The 24,068-nt window shown below is 71.6% G+C and carries 23 protein-coding genes; 12 read left to right on the top strand and 11 right to left on the bottom strand.

Going from position 1 to position 24,068, the window contains the following annotated elements; translation table 11 throughout:
- Positions 1 to 13: 13 nt before the first annotated feature.
- Positions 14 to 1,219, bottom strand: a complete 1,206-nt coding sequence (locus SS2_RS01375) for a class I SAM-dependent methyltransferase (RefSeq protein WP_066460601.1) — start codon at positions 1,217 to 1,219, stop codon at positions 14 to 16.
- Between the two features lie 285 nt (positions 1,220 to 1,504).
- Between SS2_RS01375 and SS2_RS01370 the strand changes: the two genes are divergently transcribed.
- Complete coding sequence (locus SS2_RS01370) at positions 1,505 to 1,789, top strand: HU family DNA-binding protein (RefSeq protein ID WP_066460791.1); 285 nt, start codon at positions 1,505 to 1,507, stop codon at positions 1,787 to 1,789.
- 122 nt (positions 1,790 to 1,911) lie between these two features.
- The gene (locus tag SS2_RS01365; RefSeq protein WP_083941503.1) at positions 1,912 to 3,255 is read left to right on the top strand and encodes a YibE/F family protein; all 1,344 of its coding nucleotides are present in this window, start codon (positions 1,912 to 1,914) and stop codon (positions 3,253 to 3,255) included.
- On the opposite strand, the gene SS2_RS01360 is transcribed toward SS2_RS01365, so the two are convergent.
- A complete protein-coding gene (locus SS2_RS01360; RefSeq protein ID WP_066460600.1) occupies positions 3,217 to 5,832 on the bottom strand; it encodes a lysylphosphatidylglycerol synthase transmembrane domain-containing protein in 2,616 nt (871 codons plus the stop codon). The genes SS2_RS01365 and SS2_RS01360 overlap by 39 nt on opposite strands.
- A 115-nt stretch (positions 5,833 to 5,947) precedes the next feature.
- Between SS2_RS01360 and SS2_RS01355 the strand changes: the two genes are divergently transcribed.
- Genes SS2_RS01355 through SS2_RS01345 form a run of 3 tightly spaced genes read left to right on the top strand, consistent with a single transcriptional unit; the run spans position 5,948 to position 9,144 of the window.
- Entirely contained in the window at positions 5,948 to 6,856 is a 909-nt protein-coding gene (locus tag SS2_RS01355) for an HdeD family acid-resistance protein (protein ID WP_066460599.1), read from the top strand.
- A 40-nt stretch (positions 6,857 to 6,896) separates the two neighbouring features.
- A complete protein-coding gene (locus SS2_RS01350; protein WP_066460598.1) occupies positions 6,897 to 8,144 on the top strand; it encodes an MFS transporter in 1,248 nt (415 codons plus the stop codon).
- A gap of 25 nt (positions 8,145 to 8,169) precedes the next feature.
- The gene (locus tag SS2_RS01345; RefSeq protein ID WP_066460597.1) at positions 8,170 to 9,144 is read left to right on the top strand and encodes an LLM class flavin-dependent oxidoreductase; all 975 of its coding nucleotides are present in this window, start codon (positions 8,170 to 8,172) and stop codon (positions 9,142 to 9,144) included.
- Between the two features lie 68 nt (positions 9,145 to 9,212).
- Here the strand turns inward: SS2_RS01345 and SS2_RS01340 are convergent, their stop codons facing one another.
- Together SS2_RS01340 and SS2_RS18085 are read right to left on the bottom strand one after the other, a co-directional pair.
- On the bottom strand, positions 9,213 to 10,058 hold the full coding sequence (locus tag SS2_RS01340; protein WP_066460596.1) for a CPBP family intramembrane glutamic endopeptidase: 846 nt from the start codon (positions 10,056 to 10,058) through the stop codon (positions 9,213 to 9,215).
- 21 nt (positions 10,059 to 10,079) lie between these two features.
- Positions 10,080 to 10,727, bottom strand: coding sequence for a copper resistance CopC family protein (locus SS2_RS18085; protein ID WP_066460595.1), 648 nt, complete (start codon positions 10,725 to 10,727; stop codon positions 10,080 to 10,082).
- A gap of 156 nt (positions 10,728 to 10,883) precedes the next feature.
- Between SS2_RS18085 and SS2_RS01330 the strand changes: the two genes are divergently transcribed.
- From SS2_RS01330 to SS2_RS01315, 4 genes are read left to right on the top strand one after another with little or no spacing between them, the layout of a single operon-like run.
- Positions 10,884 to 11,594 carry a hypothetical protein gene (locus tag SS2_RS01330; RefSeq protein WP_066460594.1) on the top strand — a complete coding sequence of 237 codons (711 nt, stop codon included), beginning with the start codon at positions 10,884 to 10,886 and terminating at the stop codon, positions 11,592 to 11,594.
- Entirely contained in the window at positions 11,591 to 11,896 is a 306-nt protein-coding gene (locus SS2_RS01325) for a transcriptional regulator (protein ID WP_066460593.1), read from the top strand. The genes SS2_RS01330 and SS2_RS01325 overlap by 4 nt, the downstream gene beginning before the upstream one ends.
- On the top strand, positions 11,893 to 12,891 hold the full coding sequence (locus SS2_RS01320) for an ABC transporter ATP-binding protein (protein WP_066460592.1): 999 nt from the start codon (positions 11,893 to 11,895) through the stop codon (positions 12,889 to 12,891). The genes SS2_RS01325 and SS2_RS01320 overlap by 4 nt, the downstream gene beginning before the upstream one ends.
- On the top strand, positions 12,888 to 13,658 hold the full coding sequence (locus SS2_RS01315; protein ID WP_066460591.1) for an ABC transporter permease: 771 nt from the start codon (positions 12,888 to 12,890) through the stop codon (positions 13,656 to 13,658). Before SS2_RS01320 ends, SS2_RS01315 begins: the two co-directional genes overlap by 4 nt.
- A gap of 21 nt (positions 13,659 to 13,679) precedes the next feature.
- On the opposite strand, the gene SS2_RS01310 is transcribed toward SS2_RS01315, so the two are convergent.
- From SS2_RS01310 to SS2_RS01295, 4 genes are all read right to left on the bottom strand, one after another.
- Positions 13,680 to 15,485 (bottom strand): arabinan endo-1,5-alpha-L-arabinosidase, encoded by a 1,806-nt coding sequence (locus SS2_RS01310; protein WP_083941501.1) that lies wholly within the window; start codon positions 15,483 to 15,485, stop codon positions 13,680 to 13,682.
- A 252-nt stretch (positions 15,486 to 15,737) separates the two neighbouring features.
- The gene (locus SS2_RS01305) at positions 15,738 to 18,212 is read right to left on the bottom strand and encodes a heavy metal translocating P-type ATPase (protein WP_066460590.1); all 2,475 of its coding nucleotides are present in this window, start codon (positions 18,210 to 18,212) and stop codon (positions 15,738 to 15,740) included.
- A gap of 153 nt (positions 18,213 to 18,365) precedes the next feature.
- Complete coding sequence (locus SS2_RS01300) at positions 18,366 to 18,671, bottom strand: heavy-metal-associated domain-containing protein (RefSeq protein ID WP_066460589.1); 306 nt, start codon at positions 18,669 to 18,671, stop codon at positions 18,366 to 18,368.
- A gap of 45 nt (positions 18,672 to 18,716) precedes the next feature.
- Complete coding sequence (locus SS2_RS01295) at positions 18,717 to 18,998, bottom strand: metal-sensitive transcriptional regulator (protein ID WP_066460588.1); 282 nt, start codon at positions 18,996 to 18,998, stop codon at positions 18,717 to 18,719.
- Between the two features lie 121 nt (positions 18,999 to 19,119).
- Between SS2_RS01295 and SS2_RS01290 the strand changes: the two genes are divergently transcribed.
- The 3 genes from SS2_RS01290 to SS2_RS01280 all read left to right on the top strand — a co-directional run bounded on the left by SS2_RS01290 (position 19,120) and on the right by SS2_RS01280 (position 20,471).
- Positions 19,120 to 19,365, top strand: a complete 246-nt coding sequence (locus SS2_RS01290) for a hypothetical protein (protein ID WP_066460587.1) — start codon at positions 19,120 to 19,122, stop codon at positions 19,363 to 19,365.
- Positions 19,366 to 19,452: 87 nt separating this feature from the next.
- Positions 19,453 to 20,034, top strand: a complete 582-nt coding sequence (locus SS2_RS01285; RefSeq protein ID WP_066460586.1) for an HdeD family acid-resistance protein — start codon at positions 19,453 to 19,455, stop codon at positions 20,032 to 20,034.
- Positions 20,035 to 20,150: 116 nt separating this feature from the next.
- Positions 20,151 to 20,471: a cupin domain-containing protein gene (locus tag SS2_RS01280; RefSeq protein ID WP_066460585.1), complete on the top strand. Its 321-nt coding sequence runs from the start codon at positions 20,151 to 20,153 to the stop codon at positions 20,469 to 20,471.
- Positions 20,472 to 20,524: 53 nt separating this feature from the next.
- Here the strand turns inward: SS2_RS01280 and hemL are convergent, their stop codons facing one another.
- Genes hemL through SS2_RS01265 form a run of 3 tightly spaced genes read right to left on the bottom strand, consistent with a single transcriptional unit; the run spans position 20,525 to position 23,963 of the window.
- The gene (gene hemL / locus SS2_RS01275; protein ID WP_066460584.1) at positions 20,525 to 21,853 is read right to left on the bottom strand and encodes a glutamate-1-semialdehyde 2,1-aminomutase; all 1,329 of its coding nucleotides are present in this window, start codon (positions 21,851 to 21,853) and stop codon (positions 20,525 to 20,527) included.
- 38 nt (positions 21,854 to 21,891) lie between these two features.
- Positions 21,892 to 22,872, bottom strand: a complete 981-nt coding sequence (hemB, locus tag SS2_RS01270; RefSeq protein WP_066460583.1) for a porphobilinogen synthase — start codon at positions 22,870 to 22,872, stop codon at positions 21,892 to 21,894.
- A complete protein-coding gene (locus SS2_RS01265; RefSeq protein WP_066460582.1) occupies positions 22,869 to 23,963 on the bottom strand; it encodes a uroporphyrinogen-III synthase in 1,095 nt (364 codons plus the stop codon). Before SS2_RS01265 ends, hemB begins: the two co-directional genes overlap by 4 nt.
- Positions 23,964 to 24,068: the final 105 nt, after the last annotated feature.

Genomic DNA, 24,068 nt, shown 5'->3' with positions numbered 1-24,068 from the left:
GACCTGCGCCGGCTCAGTCCCGGCGGACCGTCCGCGTCACGGTGAACTTCGGGTTCTGCCCGGCCATCGTCGTCGGCCCGACGACTCGGCTCAGGTCGCGCTTGTAGAGCAGGTGGGAGTTGTAGACCGTCCACAGCTCCCCGCCGGGGCGCAGCACCCGCGCGGCGGCGGCGAACATCCGGTGCGCGGCGTCGGTGTGCAGGGCCGTCCCGGAGTGGAAGGGCGGGTTGCAGACCACGAGGTCGGCGCAGTCGGCGGGGAGGGTAGACAGCGCGTCGTCGCGCAGCGTGGTGACCGCCGCCGCCACGCCGTTGGCCTGCGCGGTGGCCGCCGTCGAGGTGATCGCCGCAGCCGACTGGTCGCTGGCCAGGACCTGCAGGCCGGGGCGGGCCTGAGCCAGGCTGACCGCGAGGATCCCCGACCCGCAGCCGACGTCGATCGCCTGGGCGGCGTCGGGTGCCATCTCGTCGAGGAAGGTGAGCAGGTACCGCGTGCCGATGTCCAGGCGGGTGCCGGCGAACACGCCGCCGTGGGAGACCACGTCCAGCCCGATCTCACCCAGGTGGGCTCGGCGCGGGAAGGTCGGCTCCTGGGTGCGCGCGGACGGCAGCGGAGAGCGGGCGATCAGTGCCCGGGACTTGAACCGGCCCAGGCTCGCGCGGACGTCGCCGAAGGAGCGGGCGATCACGTCGTTCATCCCACGGGTCATGTGCTTGACCCGCCCGCCCGCGTAGACGGTGACGTCGGCCGGGGCGTGCCGGGCGATCGCCTCGACCTGCTCGGTAAGGGTGTCCAGGCTCTTGGGCAGCCGCAGCAGCACCACCTTGGCCCGTCCCAGCAGCTCGCTGTCCAGGCCGCGCAGCGCGTCGTGGCGGGTGAAGGCGTCGGTGAGGCCGAGCCGTTCGGCGTTGACGTCGAGGGCACGCTCGGCCGTCACCCAGTCCTGGTGGACGACGACGCGGGCCGGGTCGCTCGCCCCGGTGGCGCAGGCCACCGCACCCAGGGTGAGCGCCCCGAAGGCGTCGTCGAGCACGACGACGCGGCCGGCGCCGCCGCCGTCGGTGGCCGGGTCGCTGCGCAGGTCCGCATAGGCCTCGGCGAGCAGCAGGCGGTCCACCCCGTCGACGGCGGACAGCTCGGGCCCTTCGGTCCCGGGGAACCGGCCGAGGGCGTCGAGGCTGTGGAAGAGAGAGTCGAGCTCCTCCGGTGAGTCAGGCATGAGACAAGTGTCCCCGACCGCGGTCACGGTGCATGCGAGAGCCGCCTCGGGAGGCGCCACCGACGGCCAGCGGCCCAGTTTTTTCGCTCCAGAGGGCTCGCGAAGCCCTCAGAACGACGAAAATTCACGATTTTCAGCGTTGAGAGAAACCGAAACGGCTGAAATGGCGCCCGGAGGCTCGATGATTCCCTAGTGTTGTCCACGAAGACCGGTCACATGACTGGCAAAGTACGTCTGGTGCTGGTCAGCGACCGCTGCCCGGCCCAGACCGAAGAAGGGATCCGCATGTCGCTCAACCGCACTGACCTCGTCTCGGCGATCGCCAGCAAGTCCGGTCTGACCAAGACGGACGCTGACTCTGCGCTCTCTGCCCTGCAGGAAGTTCTCATCGAGTCGCTCAGCAACGGCGAGGCCGTCAAGGTCACCGGGCTGCTCTCCGTCGAGCGCGTCGAGCGTGCCGCTCGTACCGGCCGCAACCCCCGCACCGGCGAGGAGATCCAGATCCCCGCTGGCTTCGGCGTGAAGATCTCGGCTGGAAGCCTCCTGAAGAAGGCTGTCTCCGCCAAGTGATGTACCGCTGACCTCCGCCCCGGCGGAGCTCAGCACCCCGAAGGCCCGGTCCGGGAGCAGCTGCTCCTGGCCGGGCCTTCGTCGTCTCCGGGTCCGACGGCGACGTCTGGCAAGATCGCCGGGTGAGTGCACACCGAGCAGGGCCACCGCCCACCCGACGACCCGCCCGCCGTCCTTCCCGTCGTCCTGACCAGGCAAGCCGCTCCCACGGCGACACCCACGGACACGCTCACTCCCACTCCCACTCCCACTCTCACGGCCCGGCGCCGCGCTCCTCGAACCGGGTCCGTCTGGTCCTGGCCGCGCTGCTCGTCCCGGCCCTGCTCGCCACGGTCGTGGGCCTCGTCCTGTTCTGGCCGCACGACGCCCCGGCCCGCGGCAGCATCGACACCACCGCAGACACCGCGGGCAAGGTCTACGGGACGGTCGTGGGGCCCATCGAGGACACCAACCTCGTCCCCGTCCTCCTCGACGACACCGACGAGCTCATCACCGTCCACATGCCCCCGGAGTACATGGAGACCGGCGTCGGGACGGGTGACACGATGAAGATCTTGCACATCCCGCAGGCGGCCGCCTCGGGCAGCGAGTACGTGTTCATGGACTTCGTGCGGGACGTGCCCATCTCGATCCTGGCGATCGCCTACGCCGTCGTCGTGCTCGCCGTCGCGCGCTGGCGCGGACTGGCGGCCCTGGCCGGGCTGGTCATCTCCTTCGGGGTCGTGGTGCTCTTCACGCTGCCCGCGCTGCTCGTGGGGACCAACGCGATCGCCGTGGCGCTGCTCACCTCCACCACCGTGATGTTCGTGGTGCTCTACCTCGCCCACGGCTTCAACGCCCGGACCTCCACGGCGCTGCTGGGCACCCTCCTGGGGCTGGTGATCACCGCGCTGCTGGCGGGGTGGGCGGTCGACGCCGCCAACATCCTGGGGCTGGCCGACGAGTACTCCCTCATGCTGCCGGCCTACGCCCCTGAGGTGAACATCCGGGGGGTCATCCTGTGCGGGATCGTGCTGGCCGGGCTCGGGGTGCTCAACGACGTGACCATCACCCAGGCGTCCGCGGTGTGGGAGCTGCGTGCGGTCAGCCCGGAGATGAGCCGTTACGAGCTGTTCACCCGCAGCATGCGGATCGGCCGTGACCACATCGCCTCGACCGTCTACACGATCGCCTTCGCCTACCTGGGAGCGGCCCTGCCGATGCTGCTCATGGTGAGCCTGATCGACATGGGCCTGGGGGAGACGCTCACCTCGGGTGAGATCGCCGAGGAGGTCGTGCGCACGCTCGTCGGCTCGATCGGCCTGGTGCTCGCCATCCCGATCACCACGGCGATCGCGGCGGCCGCGGTCGGCGGTCACGGCACGCTCGCCGCTCCAGCCGTCGAGCAGCCGAGCAAACCGCAGGTGGGGCCGCCGAGCGAGGCGGAGCTAGAGGTCGCCTCGGCTCTGCAGGAACCGCATCGCTAGCCAGCCCAGCGGGATGCGGCACCAGAAGGTCACCACACGGAAGAGGATCACGGCCGAGGTCGCGATGGGGCCCGCGACCCCGGCGGTCACCGTCAGACCGGTGATCAGCGCGACCTCGATCGCACCGAGACCACCCGGGGTCGGCACGAGCGCACCGGCGGTGTTCCCGAGGAGGAACACCACCGCGACGTCGATGAGGGAGACGTTCTGCCCGAAGGCCGCCAGCGCGGCGTCGAAGGCGAAGACGTAGCCCATGGTCATCACGACGTTCCCGGCCAACCCGATGAGGATCCGGCGCGGCTCACCCAAGATCTCTGACAGGCGCGGCCAGATCTGCTTGTACATGGGTTCCGTCTTGGCTCGCACCCAGCGGCGCACCTGCGGCACCAGGAACGCCGCCGCCACGACGGCGCCGATGATGATCACCGCGACGAGCACCGTGGCCGAGGGCAGGCTGCGCAGCACGCCGCCGTCTCCGGTCACCACCGACAGCAGGACGAGCAGCAGGACCGTCACGATGAACTGCGACGCCTGGACTAGGGCCACGGTGGCTACGGCGAGGGAGGTGGTGACCCCCCGGCGGGTGAGCATACGCAGGTTGAGCGCGGCCGGACCGATCCCGGCCGGTGCGGCCAGCGCCACGAAGGAGGACGCGGCCTGGACCAGGGTCGCCCGCAGCACCGACAGCTTGACCGGGGAGAAGGCGACGAAGGTGACCGCGGCGCCGAACCAGGTGAGCAGCCCGAGCGCGAAGGAGACCGCGACCCACCACGGCTGGGCGTTGCTCACCGCCTCCTTGATCTCGTCGAAGTTGATCGTGGTGACCACCACGGACACCGCGACGATGGTGAGCGCCAGGGTGATGATGGTGCGGGCGCCGAAGCGGATGAGGCTCACTGGTGCGACGTCGACCTCGGGCAGCTGGGCCACCAGGGCCTTGCGCAGGTCGGTGATGACCCCCTTCTGCGCGCGGACCTGCTCGCGGGTGCTGGCCGGCAGCGCGACCACCTGGAGCAGCGGACCGATCGCGGCGACCTCCTCGGTCGAGTGCACCGTCAGGGCCGAGGCGACGGCGCGCTCGGCGCCGACCCGCAGCGCCAGCAGCGCGATCATCTGCGTGAGGTCCACCCGCTGGGCGAGGGACGACGACGCGACGTCGCCGGTCTCCCAGCCGGTCAGCCACACCTCCGGCTGCCCGTCCTCGCCGGTGCCCACGAGCAGCACGTCCGAGGTGAGCGAGCGGTGGGCCAGGCCGGCTGCGTGGGCGATCTCCAGCTGGAGCCACGCATCGTGCAGCACGGCGTCGGTGAGCTGCTCGGTGGGTACGTCGCTCAGCGGGCGGGTGCCCACCGCGTGCTGCTGGATGAGCAGCATGGAGTCGTCCGCCTCGGCGATGCCCTCCAGGGTCGGTGTGCGCACCCCGGCGGCCTGGGCGGCGTAGGCGAGCAGGGCGGCGCGCTCGGCGACGGCGCGCAGGGAGACAGCGGTGCGTCCGTCGATCCCGCGCATGCGCAGCGAGCGCCACATCCGGGTGAGGATGCCGATCACCTGACGGTCGCCGTCGAGCACGACGACGTCCAGGCGCGGTCCGTCGACCTGGGAGAGGGCGTAGACCCGGTTGTCGGAGACCCGGGCGATCGCCAGCGTCGACGGCTCCGCGGCGAGATCGGCGGCGAGGTCGGAGTCGGCGGCGAGGTCGTGCGCGACGAGCTCTTCGGTGACGGCGGCCTGCTCGGCCTCGTCCGCGACGTCGCGCACCCGGACCAGCGCGGTGGGGTGGAAGCCTGCGCGCCGGACACCGGCGACGAGGTCGTCACCGTAGGCGCGCTCGCTGCGCACCCCGGAGACGTAGCGGACGGCCAGCCCGGAGGCCCGGCCGAGCAGCAGCGTGAACAGGACCCCGGGCAGTGACACCTGACCGGTGATGAGGACCACGCCCAGGGACAGCCACAGCAGGTTCCAGGAGTAGGCGACCGTGCGGCGCCGCGTCCGCGGGCCCGAGGCGGTGAGCAGGCCGGTGATGCCGGCGACGTAGCCGGGGATGGTCAACGTCAGGACGCCGCGGATGGGCACGGACATGCCGTCGACGAGGTTCTCCGAGCCCCAGTTGACGATCATCCATGTGGCCAGCGCGGCCAGGGCGAGGCCGAGGACGAGCGCTGCGATGCACTCGACCACCTGACGGCCCAGGCGGCGCAGCGCGATCTCGGTGAGGACGGCGACCGGGACCACGAGGGTGACCAGGCCCTCGAGCACGGCGACCGGGATGAACAGCACCCGGGCCAGGATGGAGGAGAAGCTCTGGACGTCGGACTGCACGCCCTCGGTGGTGCCGTGCGCGTACACCGCGAGGACCAGCACGAGGGTCGCGCCCAGCAGCGCGAGCAGCAGGGCGAGCAGGTCGCTCGGCTGGCGCACCCGGTCCTCGGGGGTGTCGATGACGAGCACCTCAGGAGGCAGGTCCGCCTCGGTCTGCGTCTCGTCCGTGCCGGAGGACATGGTGGGCGACCCCGATTTCGGGATGTGATGGGAGCCGACGTCGTGCACCGCGGCGGTGGTGCGGGGGACGTGTGACATGACTGCGATTCTAGAGCCGGGACCGGCAGGGACGCAGGGGAGGGCGAGGTGAGTTGGTCACATGTGCGTAACCGCTGGCCGGGCGCCTGCCCAGGGCCGACCCTAGGCTGACCACATGACACAGAGCACGAGCGGGACCCCGGGGGACAGCGGCTCGACGCTGAAGCTGTCACGGCCGATGTGGCAGATGCCGTTGCTGCGCGGGCTGGCCCTGCTCGCCCTCGGCCTGCTGCTGCTCGTGGAGCCGCTGACCACCCTGACCAACCTCATCGTGCTGTTCGCCGTGTTCCTGCTGGTCGATGCGGCCCTCGCGGCCGCCCAAGGGCTGGTGAACCGGGATCAGGTCGGGTGGCGGTGGTGGCTCGTCCAGAGCGCGGTCGACGTGGTGTTCTCCATCGCGATCTTCCTGTGGCCAGAGCCCACGCCGCTGGTGCTGTTCTACCTGTTGCTCGTGTGGGCGCTGGTGCTGGGGATCGTGTCGATCGTGGGCGGGGTCACGCTCGTGCGCAACCGGGACCTGGGCTGGTCCTGGTTGCTGATCACAGGGATCATCTCGACCCTGTTCGGCCTCATGCTGCTCACCAAGGTGCAGTCCGCCACGAGCGTCCTTGACCTGGTGATCGTGGTCTTCGGGCTGTACGCCTTTGTGATGGGCGCCGTGCACGTGGTGTCGGTGTTCTCGATGCGCTGGGTGGCGCAAGAGATCGACCGGGCGCTGGGCGGGGAGAGCCTGGTCGTGGCTGGCGCCGTGGACCGCAAGGCCGCGCGCACGGCAGCCCACGACGCCCGGGCCCTCGAGGGTGAGCGGCCCGACGCCGCGCTCGCGGCCCCGGATGCCCGTGCCATCGACGGCGCCCAGATCGATCCTCAGGACCGGGTGAGCGACGACGAGCTCGCCGGGCTGGGCTTCCCGGACACCCCGGGGATGGTGGCCGCGCCCGGGCCGCCGCCTGCCTTCGAGGAGGCGGACGAGGGTGACGTCACGAATGGCGACGGGACGGGCCCCGAAGAGACCACGAAGTAGGCGGACGAGCCTGGGGGACCCCGACAGTACGCTCGTACGCATGAACCACACCTCCGTCGGCGCCCGGCCGCCGTTCAGCCCCGAGCTCCGCCGTCGACGGACTGCCATCTTCGTGTTCATGCTCGTCGTCGGCGTCTCGATGGCCTCCTGGGTCGTCCGCACACCCGCCGTGCGCGACCTGCTCGACGCCTCGACGGGGCAGATGGGCCTCGTGCTCTTCGGGCTCTCGGTCGGCTCTATGACAGGTGTCCTGTCGTCCGCCTCCGTCGTCAGGGCGCACGGGGCCCGCCGGACCATCGCGATCGGGGGCGCCAGCCTCGTCGTGGGGCTCGCCCTCGTGGGCATCGCGTCGAGCCTCGGACTCACAGCGGGCGTCTTCGTCGGACTCGCCCTCGTCGGCGGTGGCGTGGGAATGTCTGAGATCGCGATCAACATCGAGGGTGCCGACATCGAGAACTCCTCGGGCCGGTCGGTCCTGCCGATGCTGCACGGCTGCTACAGCCTCGGCACCGTGGTCGGCGCCAGCGTCGGCATCGGTCTGACCGCCGCCGACTTCCCCGTCGTCTGGCACCTCACCGGGATCGCTGCGGCAGGTGCCGCCGCCGCTCTCTGGGCCGTGCCGACGGTCCCGGCGACGACAGGGCTCGCCCGCAAGGGGACCGCGGCCTCGTCCACCTGGCGTGAGCAGCTCTCCGTCTGGAAGCAGAGCCGCATCCTCATGCTCGGGCTGATCGTCCTTGCCCTCGCCCTGGCCGAGGGCTCAGCGAGCGACTGGCTGCCGCTCCTCATGGTCGACGGCCACGGCATGTCCGAGACCCTCGGATCAGTCATCTTCACCGGCTTCGCCGCCGCCATGACCATCGGCCGGTTCTCGGGCGAGCCGCTGCTCGCCCGCTACGGCAACGTCGCCGTCCTGCGCGTCAGTGCCCTCGTCTCCGCCGCCGGCATCGCACTCGTCGTCTTCGCGGACAACGTGGTCGTCGCAGGCTGCGCCGTCATCCTCTGGGGCCTCGGTGCTGCTCTCGGGTTCCCCGTGACGCTCTCCGCTGCGGGGGACAGCGACGACCCGACCTCTTCGGTCGCCGCCGTCGCGACGGCCGGATACGTCGCCTTCCTCGTCGGCCCGCCCCTGCTCGGCTTCCTCGGAGAGCACTACGGGCTCCGCGGGGCGATGGTCGTCGTCCTCGTCGTCGTGGCCCTCGCCTCGCTGCTCACGTCGGCTGCCCGGCCGCGGGCGCGGTCGGAGTCGGAGAGCAGCGTCACCAGCGTGCCAACCGCCCTGTCGTAGGGACCGCATAGGTACGCTGGCAGCCATGACTCGTGACGATGCAACCCCGGACAGCACGCTCCCTGAGATCGGCATCATGCTCCCCCGGGACCTCCCGGCCCACCAGATCCTCGACTTCGCCCGGGCAGCAGACGACGCAGGGTTCGACGAGCTCTGGGTCGTCGAAGACCTCGGCTTCCGCGGCGGGATAGCGCAGGCGGCCGCGGTGCTCGCGGTCACCTCACGCATCCGGGTGGGGGTCGGGATCCTCCCGGCCTCGGCCCGCAACGTCGCCTTCACGGCGATGGAGGCCGCGACGCTCGTCGACCTCTTCGGTGACCGCCTCCACCTCGGGATCGGGCACGGCATGCCTGCCTGGATGCAGAGCGCGGGCGCCTGGCCGGAGAGCATCCTCACCTCCTTCGAGGAGCATGTCACCGCGCTGCGCGCTCTGCTGTCCGGCGACGAGGTGAGCGTCGACGGACGGTACGTGCACCTGGACGCCGTGCAGCTCGAGGGAGGGCCCAGGACCGCGCCACCGATCCTCGCCGGGGTCCGCGGACCACGCTCCCTCGCGCTCGCCGGACGCGTCGCCGACGGCACCGTGCTCGCCGAGCCCTCCGCACCCGAGTACATCGCACAGGCCCGCCAGCAGATCGGGGCCGCCGACCACCGCGTCGTCGTCTACAACGCAGCAGCTGTCGACGCGGACCCCCAGGTAGCCCGACGAGCCGTCCGTGCGGGGCTCGAGTGGATCGCTGAGCCCGGCTGGGAGGCCCACCTGCGGCCGTTGCCCTTCGCTGACGAGATCGTCGCGCTGCGGGCTCGCTCCGCCACCCGGGCGGACTTCGTCGCGGCACTGCCCGACGCGTGGGTCGACGCCCTCACCGTCAGCGGGACGAGGGACGACGCCAGGGCCTCGCTCGCCCGGATGCGCGCTGCGGGCGCCGACTGCGTCGTCCTGCAACCGGTCGGGGACGACCCTGTCCAGGCCCTCGGCTCTCTCGCGAGCATCCTCTAGGCGCTGGCCATCGCGGGGTTCGGAGATCTGGGGCGCGCCAGAGGTGCGGGTGGCCGAGGCTGCGTCGCTCAGCTGAAACCGAGCGCGCTGCGCCAGGAGTCGGGCATGAGGGCGTAGCCGACGAAGGCGACCACATCGATGAGGGTGTGGGCGATGACCAGCGGCATGACGCGGCGTCGGCCCCACCGTGACTGGTAGAACCAGGCGAAGAGCACGCCCATGATCACGTTGCCGAAGAAGGGCCCGTAGCCCTGGTACAGGTGGTACGACCCGCGCAGCAGGGCGCTGGTCACGATGATCTTCACCGCGCCCCAGCGCAGGTCCTCGAGCCGCTCGGTGAGGTAGGCCACGACGATGACCTCCTCGAGGAGGCCGTTCTTCACTGCCGCCAGGATGAGGACCGGGATGGTCCACCAGTGGGTGTCGAGCGACGCGGCCTGGACCTCGACGGTGACGCCGATCGCCCTCCCGGCGGCGTAGAGGCCCAGGCCAGGGATGCCGATGACGGCGGCCAGCGCCAGGCCCCAGCCCATGTCTCGCACCGGCCGGGCGAAGTTCAGCCCGATGCGTGCGAGGGTGCCCTTGCCGCGCGCGGAGAGCAGGTACAGCGCCAGAGCGACCGGCATGAGGGTGAAGGTGATCGAGAGCAGCTGGTAGGTGAGGTCGAGCAGCGGCCGGGCGGACTGGCTGGCGTTGATCGAGGCGGACTGGTCACGCAGGGGCGTCCCCGCGGTCATCCGGGCGATGATGTTGACCACCGCGTACACCCCGGACTGCCCCAGGCTCAGGCCCAGCAGGATCCAGATCTCCACGCCGATTCGGCGCCGCTCGTACCGGGTCAGCTCAGGGTGAGGTGTGGACCGGAGGAGCGGCGCCGAGCCGCCGTGCGCGTCGGAGGGTGCGGCGTCCGTCATGTACTGGTTATAGCAGGACTGTCAGTCCTTGCGAGCGCGACGCTTGCTCAGGACGGTGAGGACGATCCCGACGCCGAGGCCGATGAACGCGCCGATGATGATCCCGGTCCACGGCAGCCCGGAGTCGGAGTCGGCGTCGTCGGCCTCCTGCGTCGCGCTGATCGGGGTGGGCGTCTCCTCAGCCGGCGCCTCGGTCGCGGAGGCGGGCTCGGTGGCCTCGACGGTCGGCTCCGGGGTCACCTCGGCGGCGGGGTCGGCGACGGTGAAGGCGAAGCTGCCTTCGATCGGGTGGCTGTCGGAGGACACCGCCCGCCAGGTGACGGAGTAGGAGCCGTTGGCGAGCGGCTCGGGGAGGGGGAGCGTCGCCGTCGGGCCGGTGACCGCGGGCTCACCGGAGGCGACCGTGGCGCCTGCGGCGTCGGCCACCTGGATCTGCCCACCGAGGGTGGACAGGTCGTTGTTGAAGGTCAGCGTGATCTGAGCGGGGCTGGAGGTCAGCTCTGTGCCGTCGGCCGGGTCGCTGGAGATGATGGCGTCGTGCGCGGCGGCCGGCGTCGCGGAGAGCATCGTGAAGCCGGCGAGCAGGGCCATGACCAGCGAGGCGAGCAGTGCAGCGGGGGCGAGGCGCCCGCGGCGCGAAGGAACCAGGGAGAAGGTAGTGGAAGACACGGCTCCACCCTAGCCCGCCCGCCTGTGCGCCCGGAGAAGCGGGAGGTGGCCCGGGCGCCCGCAACGCGGCGAGGCGGACGGGGCATTGCCAGCGGAGCGCTCCCGTGCAAGAATGGCAAAGTAGTTTGCGCCGCAAACCCAACCGACGGAGACCCGATGACCCACGACGACGCACCGCACAGCTCGCAGCTCGACGTGGGGGACGACGCCCCGCTCGACCCGGCCGAGAGCCTGCGCATCATCGCCGCCCAGACTGACAAGGTCCGCGCGACCCAGGTGGATGGGCGCGTCCTCTTCGGTGTGTGGGGCGTGGCGTGGCTCGTGGGCTACCTCGCCCTCTACCTCACGGCCGAAGGGCACCTGCCCGGCGGCTCGTCCGGTCCCGGCGGGCTGCTGCTCCCGGCGACCTGGGCCTACATCGTCTTCGCCGCGCTCATCTGGACGGCCGTGGCCGTCACCATCGTCTACAGCATCCGGGTCGGTTCCGGCGTCCGGGGGGTGTCCGCGCGGACCGGGGCGATGTACGGCTGGAGCTGGTTCATCGCCTTCGCCGGCATGGGGACCATCATCGGCGGTCTCGTGAACCTGGGTGCCAGCGATGAGATCGTCAGCCTCATGTCGAACTCGCTCGCCTGCCTGGTCGTGGGCATCATGTACCTCGCCGGCGGCACGTTCTGGCAGGACACCCGTCAGTACATCCTCGGCATCTGGATCATTCTCGTGGCCGTCGTCGCGCTGTACGCAGGCCTGCCCGGCGCCTTCCTCGTCATGGCGGTGCTCGGGGGCGGCGGCTTCCTTCTCGGTGCGCTAGGGGACCACCTGGTCCGCACGACCCGCACGACCCGCACGGCGAGGTCGCGGGGGTGAGCGACCTCGACCTCGACCCGATCATCCACGCCCAGTCCCGGCTGCGCGTCGTGGCGACGCTCGCAGCGCTCCCGGTCGGGGACCGCATCACCTTCCCCCGGCTGCAGAGCCTGCTCGACATGACCGCGGGCAACCTCTCCACCCACCTGCGCAAGCTCGAGGACGCCGACTACGTCCTCGTCACCAAGGCCCACGAGGGACGACGGCCGACGACGTCCATCGAGCTCACCCCCCGTGGACGCCTCGCCTTCGAGACCTACGCGGCGACCCTGACCGCGCTCCTGGGAGGAGGGTCCTCATGACCGTCACCGACGAGCCGGTGGTCGCGGTGCGCGGGGTCACCCGTCGCTTCAACGACGTCGTCGCCCTGGACGACGTGTCCCTCGACATCGCCCCGGGCGAGCTCGTGGGACTGCTCGGGCCCAACGGCGCGGGCAAGTCCACGCTGCTCTCGCTCGTCTCCGGCCAGCGCAAGCCCGACAGCGGCGTCGTGCGGCTGTGCGGGCAGGACCCGCGGCTCGCCTCCGCCCGTGCCACCCTCGGCCTGACGCCGCAGGAGACCGGCCTGCCCGCGACCCTCAAGGTCCGTGAGGTGGTCGACTTCGTCGCAGGCCATTACCCGGACCCGGTCCGCACGCCGGTTCTGCTCGAGCAGTTCGGCCTCGCGGACCTCGCCGGACGCCAGACCGGCGGGCTCTCAGGAGGGCAACGGCGCCGTCTCGCGGTCGCGCTGTCCCTCGTGGGCAGACCGAGCATCATCCTGCTGGACGAGCCGACCACCGGGCTCGACGTCGCTGGCCGGCAGACGCTGTGGGCGGCGATCCGCGAGTACCACGCCTCGGGCGGGACCGTGCTGCTGACCAGCCACTACCTCGAGGAGGTGCAGGCGCTCGCGCACCGCGTCGTCGTCATCGACGAGGGGGTGGTGCGGGCCGACGACACGATGGAGCAGATCCTGGAGCGGGTCGGTCTGCGACGCGTCGTCCTGCACACCACCGGCCTCCCGGCGCCCGACGCCGTGCCCGCCCGTCTGACTGGCGTCGTGCGCGCCTCCCAGGAGGGCGACCGCTACGAGCTCTACACGCCCGACGCCGACGCGCTCGTCCGCGAGATCGTCACCTCAGGCCTGGTCTTCCACGGCCTCGAGGTCCGCGGGGCGACCCTCGAGGAGGCCTTCGAGCAGATGGTCACCCACCCTGCCGCGGACCTGCACCGACGGTCCGCTCCGGCCGACCCGCCCGCCGCGGACCCGGCCCCGTCCCCGTCCCACCGAGTGAATCAGGACGGTGCACGATGACCAGCACAGTCACCCCGTCGGCCGTGAGCCTGACCTGGCTGCACCTGAAGTACCAGTTCCTCGAGACGGTGCGCGTACCCATCGCGGTGCTGGGGAACCTGCTCTTCCCTGCGCTGGCGATGTTCTTCTTCGTCGTGCCGCAGGAGGAGGTGGCCGGCGACCCTGTCATGGCGACGATGGCCGTGGCCTCGCTCGGGCTCTTCGCCATCTGCTCAGCGAGCCTGTTCACCTACGGTCTGGGCGTGGCCGAGGACCGGGGGCTGCCCTTCGACCCCTTCGTCCGCTCCCTCCCGGCCGGACCGACGCCGCGGATGGTCGCCCGGGTGCTCAACGGGGCGATCTTCTCCCTGTTCGGCGTGGTGCCGCTCGTCCTCATCGGCTGGCTCTTCACCGACGCCACGGTCACCGGCCGGCAGCTCCTGACCGGGATAGTCGTGCTGCTCGTCGTCTCGGTGCCCTTCGTCCTGCTGGGCATGGCGATCGGGTACTCGCTCTCGGCCAAGGCGGCGCTCCCGGTGGTCCAGGTGATCCTCTTCCCGCTGGCCTTCGCGGACGGGCTCTTCATGCCGCCGATGTTCTTCCCCGACTGGCTCGCGGTCATCTCGCAGGCCACGCCCACCCGTGCCGGACGTGACCTCCTCGTGGGCGCGCTCACCGGTGAGCCGGTCTACGCCCTGGCCTGGCCGGTCCTGCTGGCCTGGACGGCTCTGCTGGCAGCCCTCGCCGTCGTCGCCTACCGCCGCGACGAGGGCCGCCGATTCAGATAGCCCAGCCCCTGGCGTGGCTCGCTAGCTCGGGTCAGCCTGGGCGGCCGGCGTGGGGGAGGTGCTGGTGCGGCGGCGGACGACGGTGAGCACCGTGCCGCCGATCAGCATGAGCGCGAGGGCAACCTGCAGGATCCGTGACCCGTCGCTGCCGGTCCGAGCGAGCGTGGACGCGCTGGCGACGGCGGGTCCTTCTCGACCGGTCGGCGGAGTGGTCGCTGCGGCTGACGGCGACCCGGTTCCTGCCGGGGTGCTGGCGTCCGTGCCCGCGCCCGGGAGGGTGACGGGCGGCGGCGTCTGGGCGCCGGGGTCGGTGGTCTCGCCGGTGCCAGGGGCTGTGGTCTCGCCGTCGCCGGGCTCAACCGGTTCGCCGGGACCGGGGTCGATCGCCGTGACGGTCAGGGTCGCCACTGTGCTGGTCGTCGAGCCGTGAGCGTTCGACACACGGGCGCGGACGCGCAAGCCGTCCTGCGCAGGGGTGACGGCGGCGAGGGTGAGCGTCGACGTCGCGCTGTCGCCGACCGCCCTGGTGACGGACGGCGTCGTCGTCGGCTGCGGGGTGACCGCGGTCCAGGTGAGGCCGGCGTCGGAGGAGGTCTCCCACTCGGCGACGGGGGCGGGTGAGCCGGTCGCGGTCAGTGTGAAGGCTGCCGTGGACCCGGCGGCGGCGCTCGCGCCGGCAAGGTCGGTCGTCACCGAGGGCAGCTCGACGCTCTGGTCGGTCACCGGCCATCCGTCGACCCAGGCGAGCTTCTGGATGCCGAGCGTGGGGAAGTACGGGACAGCCGCGTTCGACGCGTCGTAGTAGTGGAAGGCCAGGTAGTCACCGGCGACGGACTGCCCGCCCGGGCCGACGATCGCCCCGTGCTTGTCGAGGAGGATCGTCCCGCCGCCGCCGAACATGTCACGCCCGTCCCGGTCGAGGTAGGGGCCCTCGACGGAGGTCGAGCGGCCGACTGCCACCTGGTACGTCGAGCTGGCCCCCTGGCAGCAGGCGCCGAAGGAGACGAAGAGGTAGTAGAAGCCGTCGCGCTGGGTGATGTAGGGCGCTTCGATCGGGTTGCCAGCCATGAAGCGGTCGGCGATGTGCACGGTCTTCGACTGCCAGTCGGCGACCGGCTTGCCTGTGGGCCACTCGAGCGGGACGAGGAAGATCCCGTACCAGAACGACCCGATCGCCATGTACGGGTTGCCCGCGTCGTCCTCGACGATCCCGGCGTCGATCGCGTTGAAGTCCTTGCCGTCGGGCAGCCCGGTGACCGGGGAGGAGATGACCAGGCCCTGGTCGACCCACTCGTAGTCCGGGTCCGCCGGGTCGAGGGTGGTGTTGGTGGCGAGTGCGGTGATGGAGTTGTTGCCCCCGAACTGGGAGGCGGAGTAGTAGAGGTAGTAGGTCCCGTCGTGCACGTAGACCTCGGGCGCCCACAGGTTCTCCGGGAGAGCGCCGCCGGCGTAGTGGTCGTCGATCCAGGTGGGGATCGTGTCCCAGACGGTCCCGGAGTAGGTCCAGGTGGTGCCGTCGTCGGTCGAGGTCGCGATCTGGATCGTGCCGCCGTTCTCGCGGTTGATGCGCCCGGTCGAGAACACGTACCAGGTGCCGTCGTCGTCGATGACGAGGGCGGGGTCGTGGATCGGCGAGGTCTGGCCGACGACGGTCTTGCCGCCCGTGGGATCGCTCGGTGCGGGGGCCGTTGCGGTAGGGGCCGGCGCGGCTGGCGACGCGGCCCCTGCGGGTGCTGCTGCCACGGCGCTGGGGACCACAGCGGCGCTGAGCGCGAGGCCTGCGACGGTGAGGAGGGCGGCGGCCTGCCGCCGGAGACGCTGTCTCATGCATGTTCCGTTCTCTCGCGCGGTCATCGTCGACCGCTGTCTACATCGTTGTAGTTCAACGATGTAGACAGTAAGGAGAAGGGCTGCTCACGTCAAGGGTCTGGGGTCGGCCGCTTCGTGGACCGAGCTGCGGCGTGGACAGAGGCGCCCACTCCGCGGGTACGACCTCCGCCCTGTTCCTGGTGGGGAACAGGGCGGAGGTCGCACTTCCTAGGGCGGGCGTCGGGCGCGTCGAGCTGGTCGCTCTCGGGGTCAGGCTGCCTTGCGCAGCCGCAGCGAGTTCCCGACGACGATCACCGAGCTCGCGGCCATGGCAGCCCCGGCGATCATCGGGTTGAGCAGGCCGAGCGCGGCCAGCGGGATGGCTGCGACGTTGTAGGCGAAGGCCCAGAACAGGTTCTGCTTGATGACGGTCAGCGTGCGCCGGGACAACCGGATCGCGGTGGCCGCGCTGCGCAGGTCGCCGCGGACCAGCGTGATGTCGCTGGCCTCGATGGCCACGTCGGTCCCGGTGCCCATCGCCAGGCCGAGGTCCGCACCGGCCAGGGCGGCCGCGTCGTTGACGCCGTCGCCGACCATGGCCACCACGCGCCCCTCGGACCGCAGGCGCTCGACGATCTGCGCCTTCTCGTCCGGGAGGACCTGAGCGATGACGTCGGCCTCGTCGATGCCGACGGACCGCGCAGCCACCCGGGCAGCGCCCGGGTTGTCACCGGTGAGCAGCATCGGCCGCAGGCCGAGGGCGACAAGCTCGCTGATCGCCTCGGCGGAGGTCTCCTTGACCGGGTCCCGCAGCACGATCACGCCCTGGGCGACGCCGTTCCACGCGGCCACGACGGCGGTCGCCCCGGAGGACTCGGCGGCGTCGAAGGCCTCGACGAGCTCGGTGGCTGCGTCGTCGGCCGTGAACGGGATGCCCTGCTCGGCGAGCCAGCCAGGCCGCCCGACGAGCACCCGGGCGGACATGTCCACCCCGGAGTGGGCGGTCCGCACCACGCCGGCGACCCCGCCACCAGGAGCGCTGGAGAACTCCAGCACCTGGTCGGAGCCGACGAGCACGCCGTCCGCCCCGTGGCTCGCGGTCTCAGCTGGGTTGGCGCCGTCAGCATCGTCGGCGTCGACGGCGTGCGCGGTGTGCGCCGCCGTCGCGATGGCCTGGGCGATCGGGTGCTCGCTGAGCGCCTCGACCGCGCCGGCCAGGCGCAGCGTCTCGGCGTGCCCGACGACGGACTCCACGGCCATCCGGCCCTGGGTCACCGTGCCGGTCTTGTCGAGGACGATCGTGTCCACGCGCCGGGTGGACTCGAGGATCTCCGGGCCCTTGATGAGGATGCCGAGCTGGGCGCCGCGGCCGGTGCCCACGAGCAGGGCGGTCGGGGTAGCCAGTCCGAGGGCACAGGGGCAGGCGATGATGAGCACCGCGACGGCCGCGGTGAAGGCTGCCTGGGCGGAGGGTCCCCACACCATCCACGCCGCGAAGGTGGCGATGGCGATGACGAAGACGATCGGCACGAAGACCGCGGAGATGCGGTCGGCCAGTCGCTGGACGGGGGCCTTGCCGGTCTGGGCGGCCGAGACCAGCCGGCCGATCTGGGCCAGGGTGGTCTCCTCCCCGACGCGCGTGGCCTTGACCACGAGGTGGCCGGAGGTGTTGACGGTGGCGCCGGTCACGGGGTCGCCCGGACCGACGTCGACCGGCATGGACTCGCCGGTGAGCAGCGAGGCGTCGATCGCGCTCGTGCCCTCCACGACCACGCCGTCGGTGGCGACCTTCTCACCGGGCTTGACCGCGAAGAGGTCACCGGTGGTGAGGGAGTCGATGGGCACACGCTTGAGGGTGCGCCGCCCGCCCTCGGTCACCACGAGGGTCGCGTCCTTGGCCCCGAGGGCGAGCAGCGACCGCAGCGCGTCACCCGCGCGACGCCGGGACCGGTGCTCGGAGTAGCGGCCGGCCAGCAGGAAGGTGGTCACCACCGCGGCCACCTCGAAGTAGAGCTCGGGGGCGGCGGAGGCGTCGTGCTCCGCGCCGGGGAACAGCGAGGGCGTCATCTGCATGCCGATCTCGCCAGCTCCGCCGAAGAGCAGCGCCCACAGCGACCAGGCGGTCGCGGCGATCACGCCGACCGAGACGAGGGTGTCCATGGTCGAGGCGCCGTGCCGGCCCGCCCGGAAGGCTGCGCGGTGGAAGGGCCAGGCGGCCCAGGTCACCACGGGCATGGACAGCGCGGCCACGACCCACTGCCAGCCGTCGAACTGCAGCGCGGGGATCATCGACAGGGCGACGACGGGCACCGCGAGCACGGCGGCGACGACGAGGCGACGTCGCAGGTCGGTGCCGCGGTCCGGGGTGGGCGCGGAGGTGTCCTCGCCCTCGACCATCGTGTGGCCCTCAGCCATCGAGTGGCCGGAGAGAGCCATCTCGGTGTCGCTGTGGCCCATGGCGGCGTGGTCGGTGGAGTGGGGTTCCTTCGGTGCGCGTCGAGCCGTGACGCGGGCGTCGTAGCCGGCCTTCTTCACCGCGGCCACGAGCGCGGCGTCGTCGACGTCCCCGCTCGCCACCACGTGAGCGGACTCCAGCGGCAGGTTGACGGTCGCCTCGACGCCGGGGAGCTGGTTGAGCCGCTTCTCGACGCGGGCAACGCACGAGGCGCACGTCATCCCTTCGACGGCGAGGTCGATCTCGGTCGGCACCGCTGGCGCTGCCGGTGCTGTCATGTGGTCTGTCATCACTGCTCCCTAGATGCGCGGAGGCGAGTATCAAGCGCGTACCTCATACCAACCACCATACCCCCCCTGGGTATTCCACGACCGGGACGTCAGTCCCGGACGGAATGCACAGAGCCCCGGGCGACGAGGTCGACCGGGGCTCTGTGGGCAGCCTCAGGGCGCGGGGTGCTCCGCCTCGAACTCCTCGCGCTGCTCGCTCAGGTCGCGGGCCTGCTCAGCGACCGCGTTCTCCATGACCTCGACGGACGCGACCTCGTAGCCCGCCTCGGAGATGGCTGCGCGCAGCGCGGCCTCGTCGAGCGGGGAGTGAGAGAGCACCGTGACGTCGGAGACGCCCTCCGCGTGCAGCTCGACGCTCACGCGCTCGACGCCGTCGACGGTCTCCAGCTCGTTGGTCACGGACGAGACGCAGTGGCCGCAGGTCATTCCGGGGACACCAAGGGTGGTCACGACGGGCATGAGATTCTCCTTCTGGATGGGTGGTGCTGATGGGCTGCGGACAGGTCAGCTGCGGACGAGGCGGGCGATCGCGTCAGCAGCCTCACGCACCTTCGCCTGCCCTTCTTCGTCGGAGGACTGGGCGGCGTGCACGACGCAGTGGCCCAGGTGATCCTCCACGAGGCCGATGCTCACGGCCTGCAGCGCCTTGGTCACCGCTGAGATCTGGGTGAGCACGTCGATGCAGTACGTGTCCTCGTCGACCATCCTGGCGATGCCGCGGACCTGTCCTTCGACGCGCCGCAGGCGCTTGAGGTAGTCCTCTTTGCTTCCGGTGTATCCGGCCATGGCGAACCTCCAGGTGTTGTTGCCTGTCTAGAGAACACGATACCCCCGGCGGGTATTCCGGCACCTAGGACCTCGGCCCTCCCCTTGGAGGTCCTCCTCGTCCGAGCGTAGCGTTCGACCCGTGAACACGATCAGGGCATACCTCGGACTGTCCGACGACGGCACCCGCGTGAGCCCCGGCACCTCCGTGGCCATCTCCTTGCTGCTCTCGCTCCTGGTGAGCGTCCTGCTCCGCGTCCTGGTGCCCGGGGCGAACCCCGTGGTGCGCCTGGTGCTGTGGTTCGCCGTCATGCTGGTGATCTTCCGCTGGGCGGGCAGCAACGCCGCAAAACAGCGGGAGCGGTCACGCGATCGCCGTGACCAGTGAGAACGCTCGCCGGGCGGAATGAGGGCAGCCGCGCCAAGATCGAGGGGAACAACCCGGCGGCACCCTGACCAGGCACAGGAGCACCTCATGACCGAGACTCTCTTCCCGTCCTTCTCCTCCCTCGCCAAGCAGGTCTGGTACTGGCCGGTCATCCGCGGTGTGATCGCGATCCTCTTCGGCATCATCGCCCTCGTCGCACCGATCGCCACGGCGATCGCGCTCGCGGTGATCATCGCCGTCTTCGCGGTGGCCGACGGTGTCGTCGAGATCATCGACGGGGTCCGCCACCGGCACTACGGCGGCGCCGGGCTGCGCATCGCCATGGGCGTGATCACGCTGATCTTCGGCTTCGTGGTGCTGGCCTGGCCGGACAAGACCACCACGGTGCTCATCTACCTCGTCGCGATCTGGGCGATCCTCGTGGGCATCGTCCAGTTCGTGGTGAGCTTCATGCTGCGTGCGATCCCGGGCAGCGGATGGGGATGGGGAGTCTTCGTCGGGCTGCTGTCCTTCGTCTTCGGCGTGCTGGTCATCGCCCAGCCGAGCGCCGGGCTGACGACGATCATCTGGCTCGTGGGCATCTTCGCGCTGATCACCGGGGTCCTGCTGGTCGCCCTCGGGCTGCAGGTCCGCAGCCTGGGCAAGCGCGCGGCCACCTTCGACCTCTAGCCACCTTCTCACCCGCAGGTCACCCGCACCGGTGTCCTACCAGGAGCGCCGGTGCGGTGGTGAGGTGCCATGCTGATGAGAGGACCTGGCGCCCAGGCCCCGACTGCGAGGTGACCATGGACCGCGACCCGACCACGACGAATCCCGACCTCTACCACGTGCTCTTCGAGAACGACCGAGTCCGGGTGCTCGAGTACCGCGACGTCCCCGGCGACCAGACCCAGCCGCACCACCACCCCGACGCCGTGCTGTGCGCGCTGAGCGACTTCACCCGGCGGATCTCCACCGACGACCACCCGATCGAGGTGGGGCTGAGCACCGGCGAGGTGCGCTGGATGTCAGCGCAGGAGCACACCGGGGAGAACATCGGCCAGACGCCGACGCACGCGATCATCGTCGAGCTCAAGGAGCCAGCGGGAGCGCTGACGGAACGCTGACGGCTCGCTGATTCAGCGCGGCGGAGCGAGACCCCCCGGTCAGATCCCCCTGGTCAGCGCGTCGCCGCTGCGGCCGCCTTGGCTGCGGCGGGCAGCGCCTCGAGGATCTTGCTCACGGCCGTGTCGTCATGGGCGGCCGAGACGAACCACGCCTCGTAGACCGACGGCGGCAGGGAGACCCCGGCGTCGAGCATGGCGTGGAAGAACGGCGGGTAGCGGAAGGTGTCCGAGGCCTGCACCTGGGCGTAGGAGTGCACGCCCGCGGCCTCGGCGACCTCACCGAACATCACCGAGAAGAGGTTGCCCGAGTACTGCACGCGGTGGGCCACGCCCTCGGCGCTCAGCGCCTGGGAGACGGCCGAGCCGATGATGGTGGACACGGTGTCCACCCGGGAGTACACGCTCGCGTCGGCCGCCTGCAGGGTCGCCAGGCCGGCAGCGACGGCGACCGGGTTCCCGGACAGGGTGCCGGCCTGGTAGACGGGTCCGAGCGGGGCCAGCTGGTCGAGCAGCACGGCCGGCCCGCCGATCGCAGCGACCGGCATCCCACCGCCCACGACCTTGCCGAAGGTGAACAGGTCCGGGGTGTAGGTCGCGCCCAGCGTGGAGGTCTCGTACCCCCACCAGCCGCTCGCGCTCACCCGGAAGCCGGTGAGCACCTCGTCGAGGATGAGCAGCGCACCGTGCGCGGCGGTGATCCGGCGCAGCCCTTCGTTGAAGCCGGGGGCCGGCGGCACGATCCCCATGTTCGCCGGCGCCGCCTCGGTGATGACCGCGGCGATCTGCGACCCGCGCTCGGCGAAGGCCTCCTCGACGGCGGCCAGGTCGTTGTAGGGCAGCACGAGCGTCTCGGCCGCGGTCGCCTCGGTCACCCCGGCGGAGCCGGGCAGTGCCTGGGTGGCCACGCCCGAGCCGGCCTCTGCCAGCAGGGAGTCGACATGGCCGTGGTAGCACCCGGCGAACTTCACGATGAGCGGCCGACCGGTGACCCCGCGCGCCAGGCGCACCGCGGTCATGGTCGCCTCGGTCCCGGTCGAGACCAGGCGCACGCGCTCGGCCGCAGGGACACGACGGCGGATCTCCTCGGCCAGCTCGACCTCACCGAGGGTCGGCGCACCGAAGGACAGCCCGCGCGCGGCGGCCTCCTGGACGGCGGCCACGACGGCGGGGTGGGCGTGACCGAGCAGCGCCGGACCCCACGAGCACACGAGGTCGACGTACTCGTTGCCGGCCACGTCGCGGATGTAGGGCCCCGACGCCGACGCGATGAACCGCGGGTCGCCGCCGACCGAGCGGTAGGCCCGGACCGGGGAGTTCACACCGCCGGGCAGCACGCCCTGGGCGCGCTCGAAAGCGAGGTGGTTCGCTGCGTCGTCGTGCATGTGAGGTCCAATCAGCGGGGGGTGGGGACGCGGGAGGGCTAGCGGAGCCAGCCGGCGAGCTCGGTGGCCCAGTAGGTGAGGATGATGTCCGCGCCGGCGCGCTTGATGCCCAGCACCGACTCTTCGATCGCGGCGCGACGGTTGATCCAGCCGTTCGCGGCGGCGGCCTCGATCATCGCGTACTCACCGGACACCTGGTAGGCGGCGACGGGGACGTCGGACTGAGCGGCGACGTCGGACAGCACGTCGAGGTAGCTCATGGCGGGCTTGACCATGACGATGTCGGCGCCCTCGAGCAGGTCGAGGTCGGTCTCGCGGCCACCCTCGCGGCGGTTCGCCGGGTCCATCTGGTACGTGCGGCGGTCGCCCTCCAGGGTCGACTCGACGGCCTCGCGGAAGGGGCCGTAGAAGGCGGAGGCGTACTTGGCGGAGTAGGCCAGGATCGCGGTGTCGGTGAAGCCGGCACCGTCGTTCGCGGTCGAGGCATCGAGGCCCTCGCGCACGGCCGCGACCTGGCCGTCCATCATCCCGGACAGGCCGAGGACGGTCGCGCCCGCGCTCGCCTGGGCGATGGCCATGGAGACGTAGCGGTCCAGCGTGGCGTCGTTGTCGACGCCGCCGTGAGAGTCGAGCACGCCGCAGTGGCCGTGGTCGGTGAACTCGTCGAGGCACAGGTCAGCCATGACGACGAGCCGCCCGGCCGCCGCCTCGGTGGCGATGCGGATGCCGACGTTGAGGATCCCGTCCGGGTCGTCCGCGCCGGAGCCGATGGCGTCGCGGACGAGCGGCACGCCGAAGAGCATCACGCCGCCGATCCCAGCCTCGGCTGCCTCACGGACCGCCTCGGCGAGCGAGGCCTCGGTGTGGTGGACCACGCCGGGCATCGAGGAGATCTCGACGGGCTCGGTCGCGCCCTCCTTGATGAACAGCGGGAGCACGAGGTCACGCGGGTGCAGGCGGGTCTCGGAGACGAGGGCGCGCAGCGCGGGAGTGGCGCGCAGACGGCGTGGGCGGGTCATGGTTCCTCCGGTGTGTGAGGGGCGCCCGGTGTGCGGGTGGCGGGGTGTGCCCGCTCCTCGATTATCGCGGCGTCGTCCCTGGGGTCCAAAAGGGCCGCTGGGGCCGGTGCTGGGCCGCCGCTCGCGGCGGGCCGGGCGACTGGGTGGGCGCGACCCGTTCCAGCGGCGACCGCGGCGAGCAGCGCCGCGAAGAGCGCGTCGTCGGTCGCGGCGTCGGCCACTGCCGCGACCGGCTGCCCGACGGCGAGCGCCGCCTCGCGGGTCGGCTCACCGATCGCCACAGCCAGGACGCCTGGACGGGAGCCCAGCTGGGCGTCGACCTCCCGGGCGACGCTGCCGGAGGTGAGCACGACGGCGTCGAAGCCTCCCGCTCGCCACCGGGTCACGACGTCGGCCGGGGCGGGGTGGGACACGGTGCGGTAGGCGGTGACCCGGACCGGGGTGTAGCCGAGGGCCGTCAGGCCGCGCTCGAGGGTCGGGCGGGCGAGGTCGCCGAGGGGGAGGAGGACGCGGGGGAGGACGACGCGGGGGGCGTCAGACGAGGTCGCGGAGGTGGGCGTGGCGGCTCGGGGGCCCGGCTTGGCGGCGGCGGTCGCGGCGGGCCAGACGGCGAGCATGCCGGTCGCGGAGTTCTGCGGGGCGACGAGGTCGGCGGTGATCCCGTGGGCTGCGAGGGCTCGGGCGGTCGCCGGACCGACCACGGCCCACCGGGCCGCGGTGGCGAGGCGGCCTAGGGGAGAGGTGCCGGCGTCGGCGGCGTCGGGCTCTGTGGGGCGCGACGGTGCTGCGGGGGGCGAGGCGGGGCGCGAGGTGGGGCTCGTCTCGACGCGTTCGGCGGACGCGACCAGCTCGTCGACTGCGTTGACGCTGGTCACAGCGACCCAGGCGAAGGCGCCGTCGCGCAGCCCGGCCACCGCGTCGTCGAGGGCCGCGCGCTCGGCGTCGTCGATCGCCTGGCGGGAGATGAGCGGCGCCACGACGGGCACGCCGCCCGCGGCCTCGATGAGACGGGCGAGGCCTGCGCCGCGCCCGGGGGCCCGAGGGATGAGGACGTGCAGCCCGGCCAGCGCGCCGGGAGGGGTGGAGGTCACCGACCCAGTGTCCCCCCGATCCCCGCCCACCAGAAGCACGCCGCTCCCCCCACCCCCACCCCCGCCCGCCGCCCGCCGCCCACCCCAGCCCGCCGCCCGCCGCCC

Origin of the sequence: Sanguibacter suarezii NBRC 16159, from assembly GCF_001552735.1 — a bacterium.
GTDB lineage: Bacteria > Actinomycetota > Actinomycetes > Actinomycetales > Cellulomonadaceae > Sanguibacter > Sanguibacter suarezii.
The sequence above is the reverse complement of the archived record's forward strand: the minus strand, read 5'-3'. Positions and strand labels throughout refer to the sequence as shown.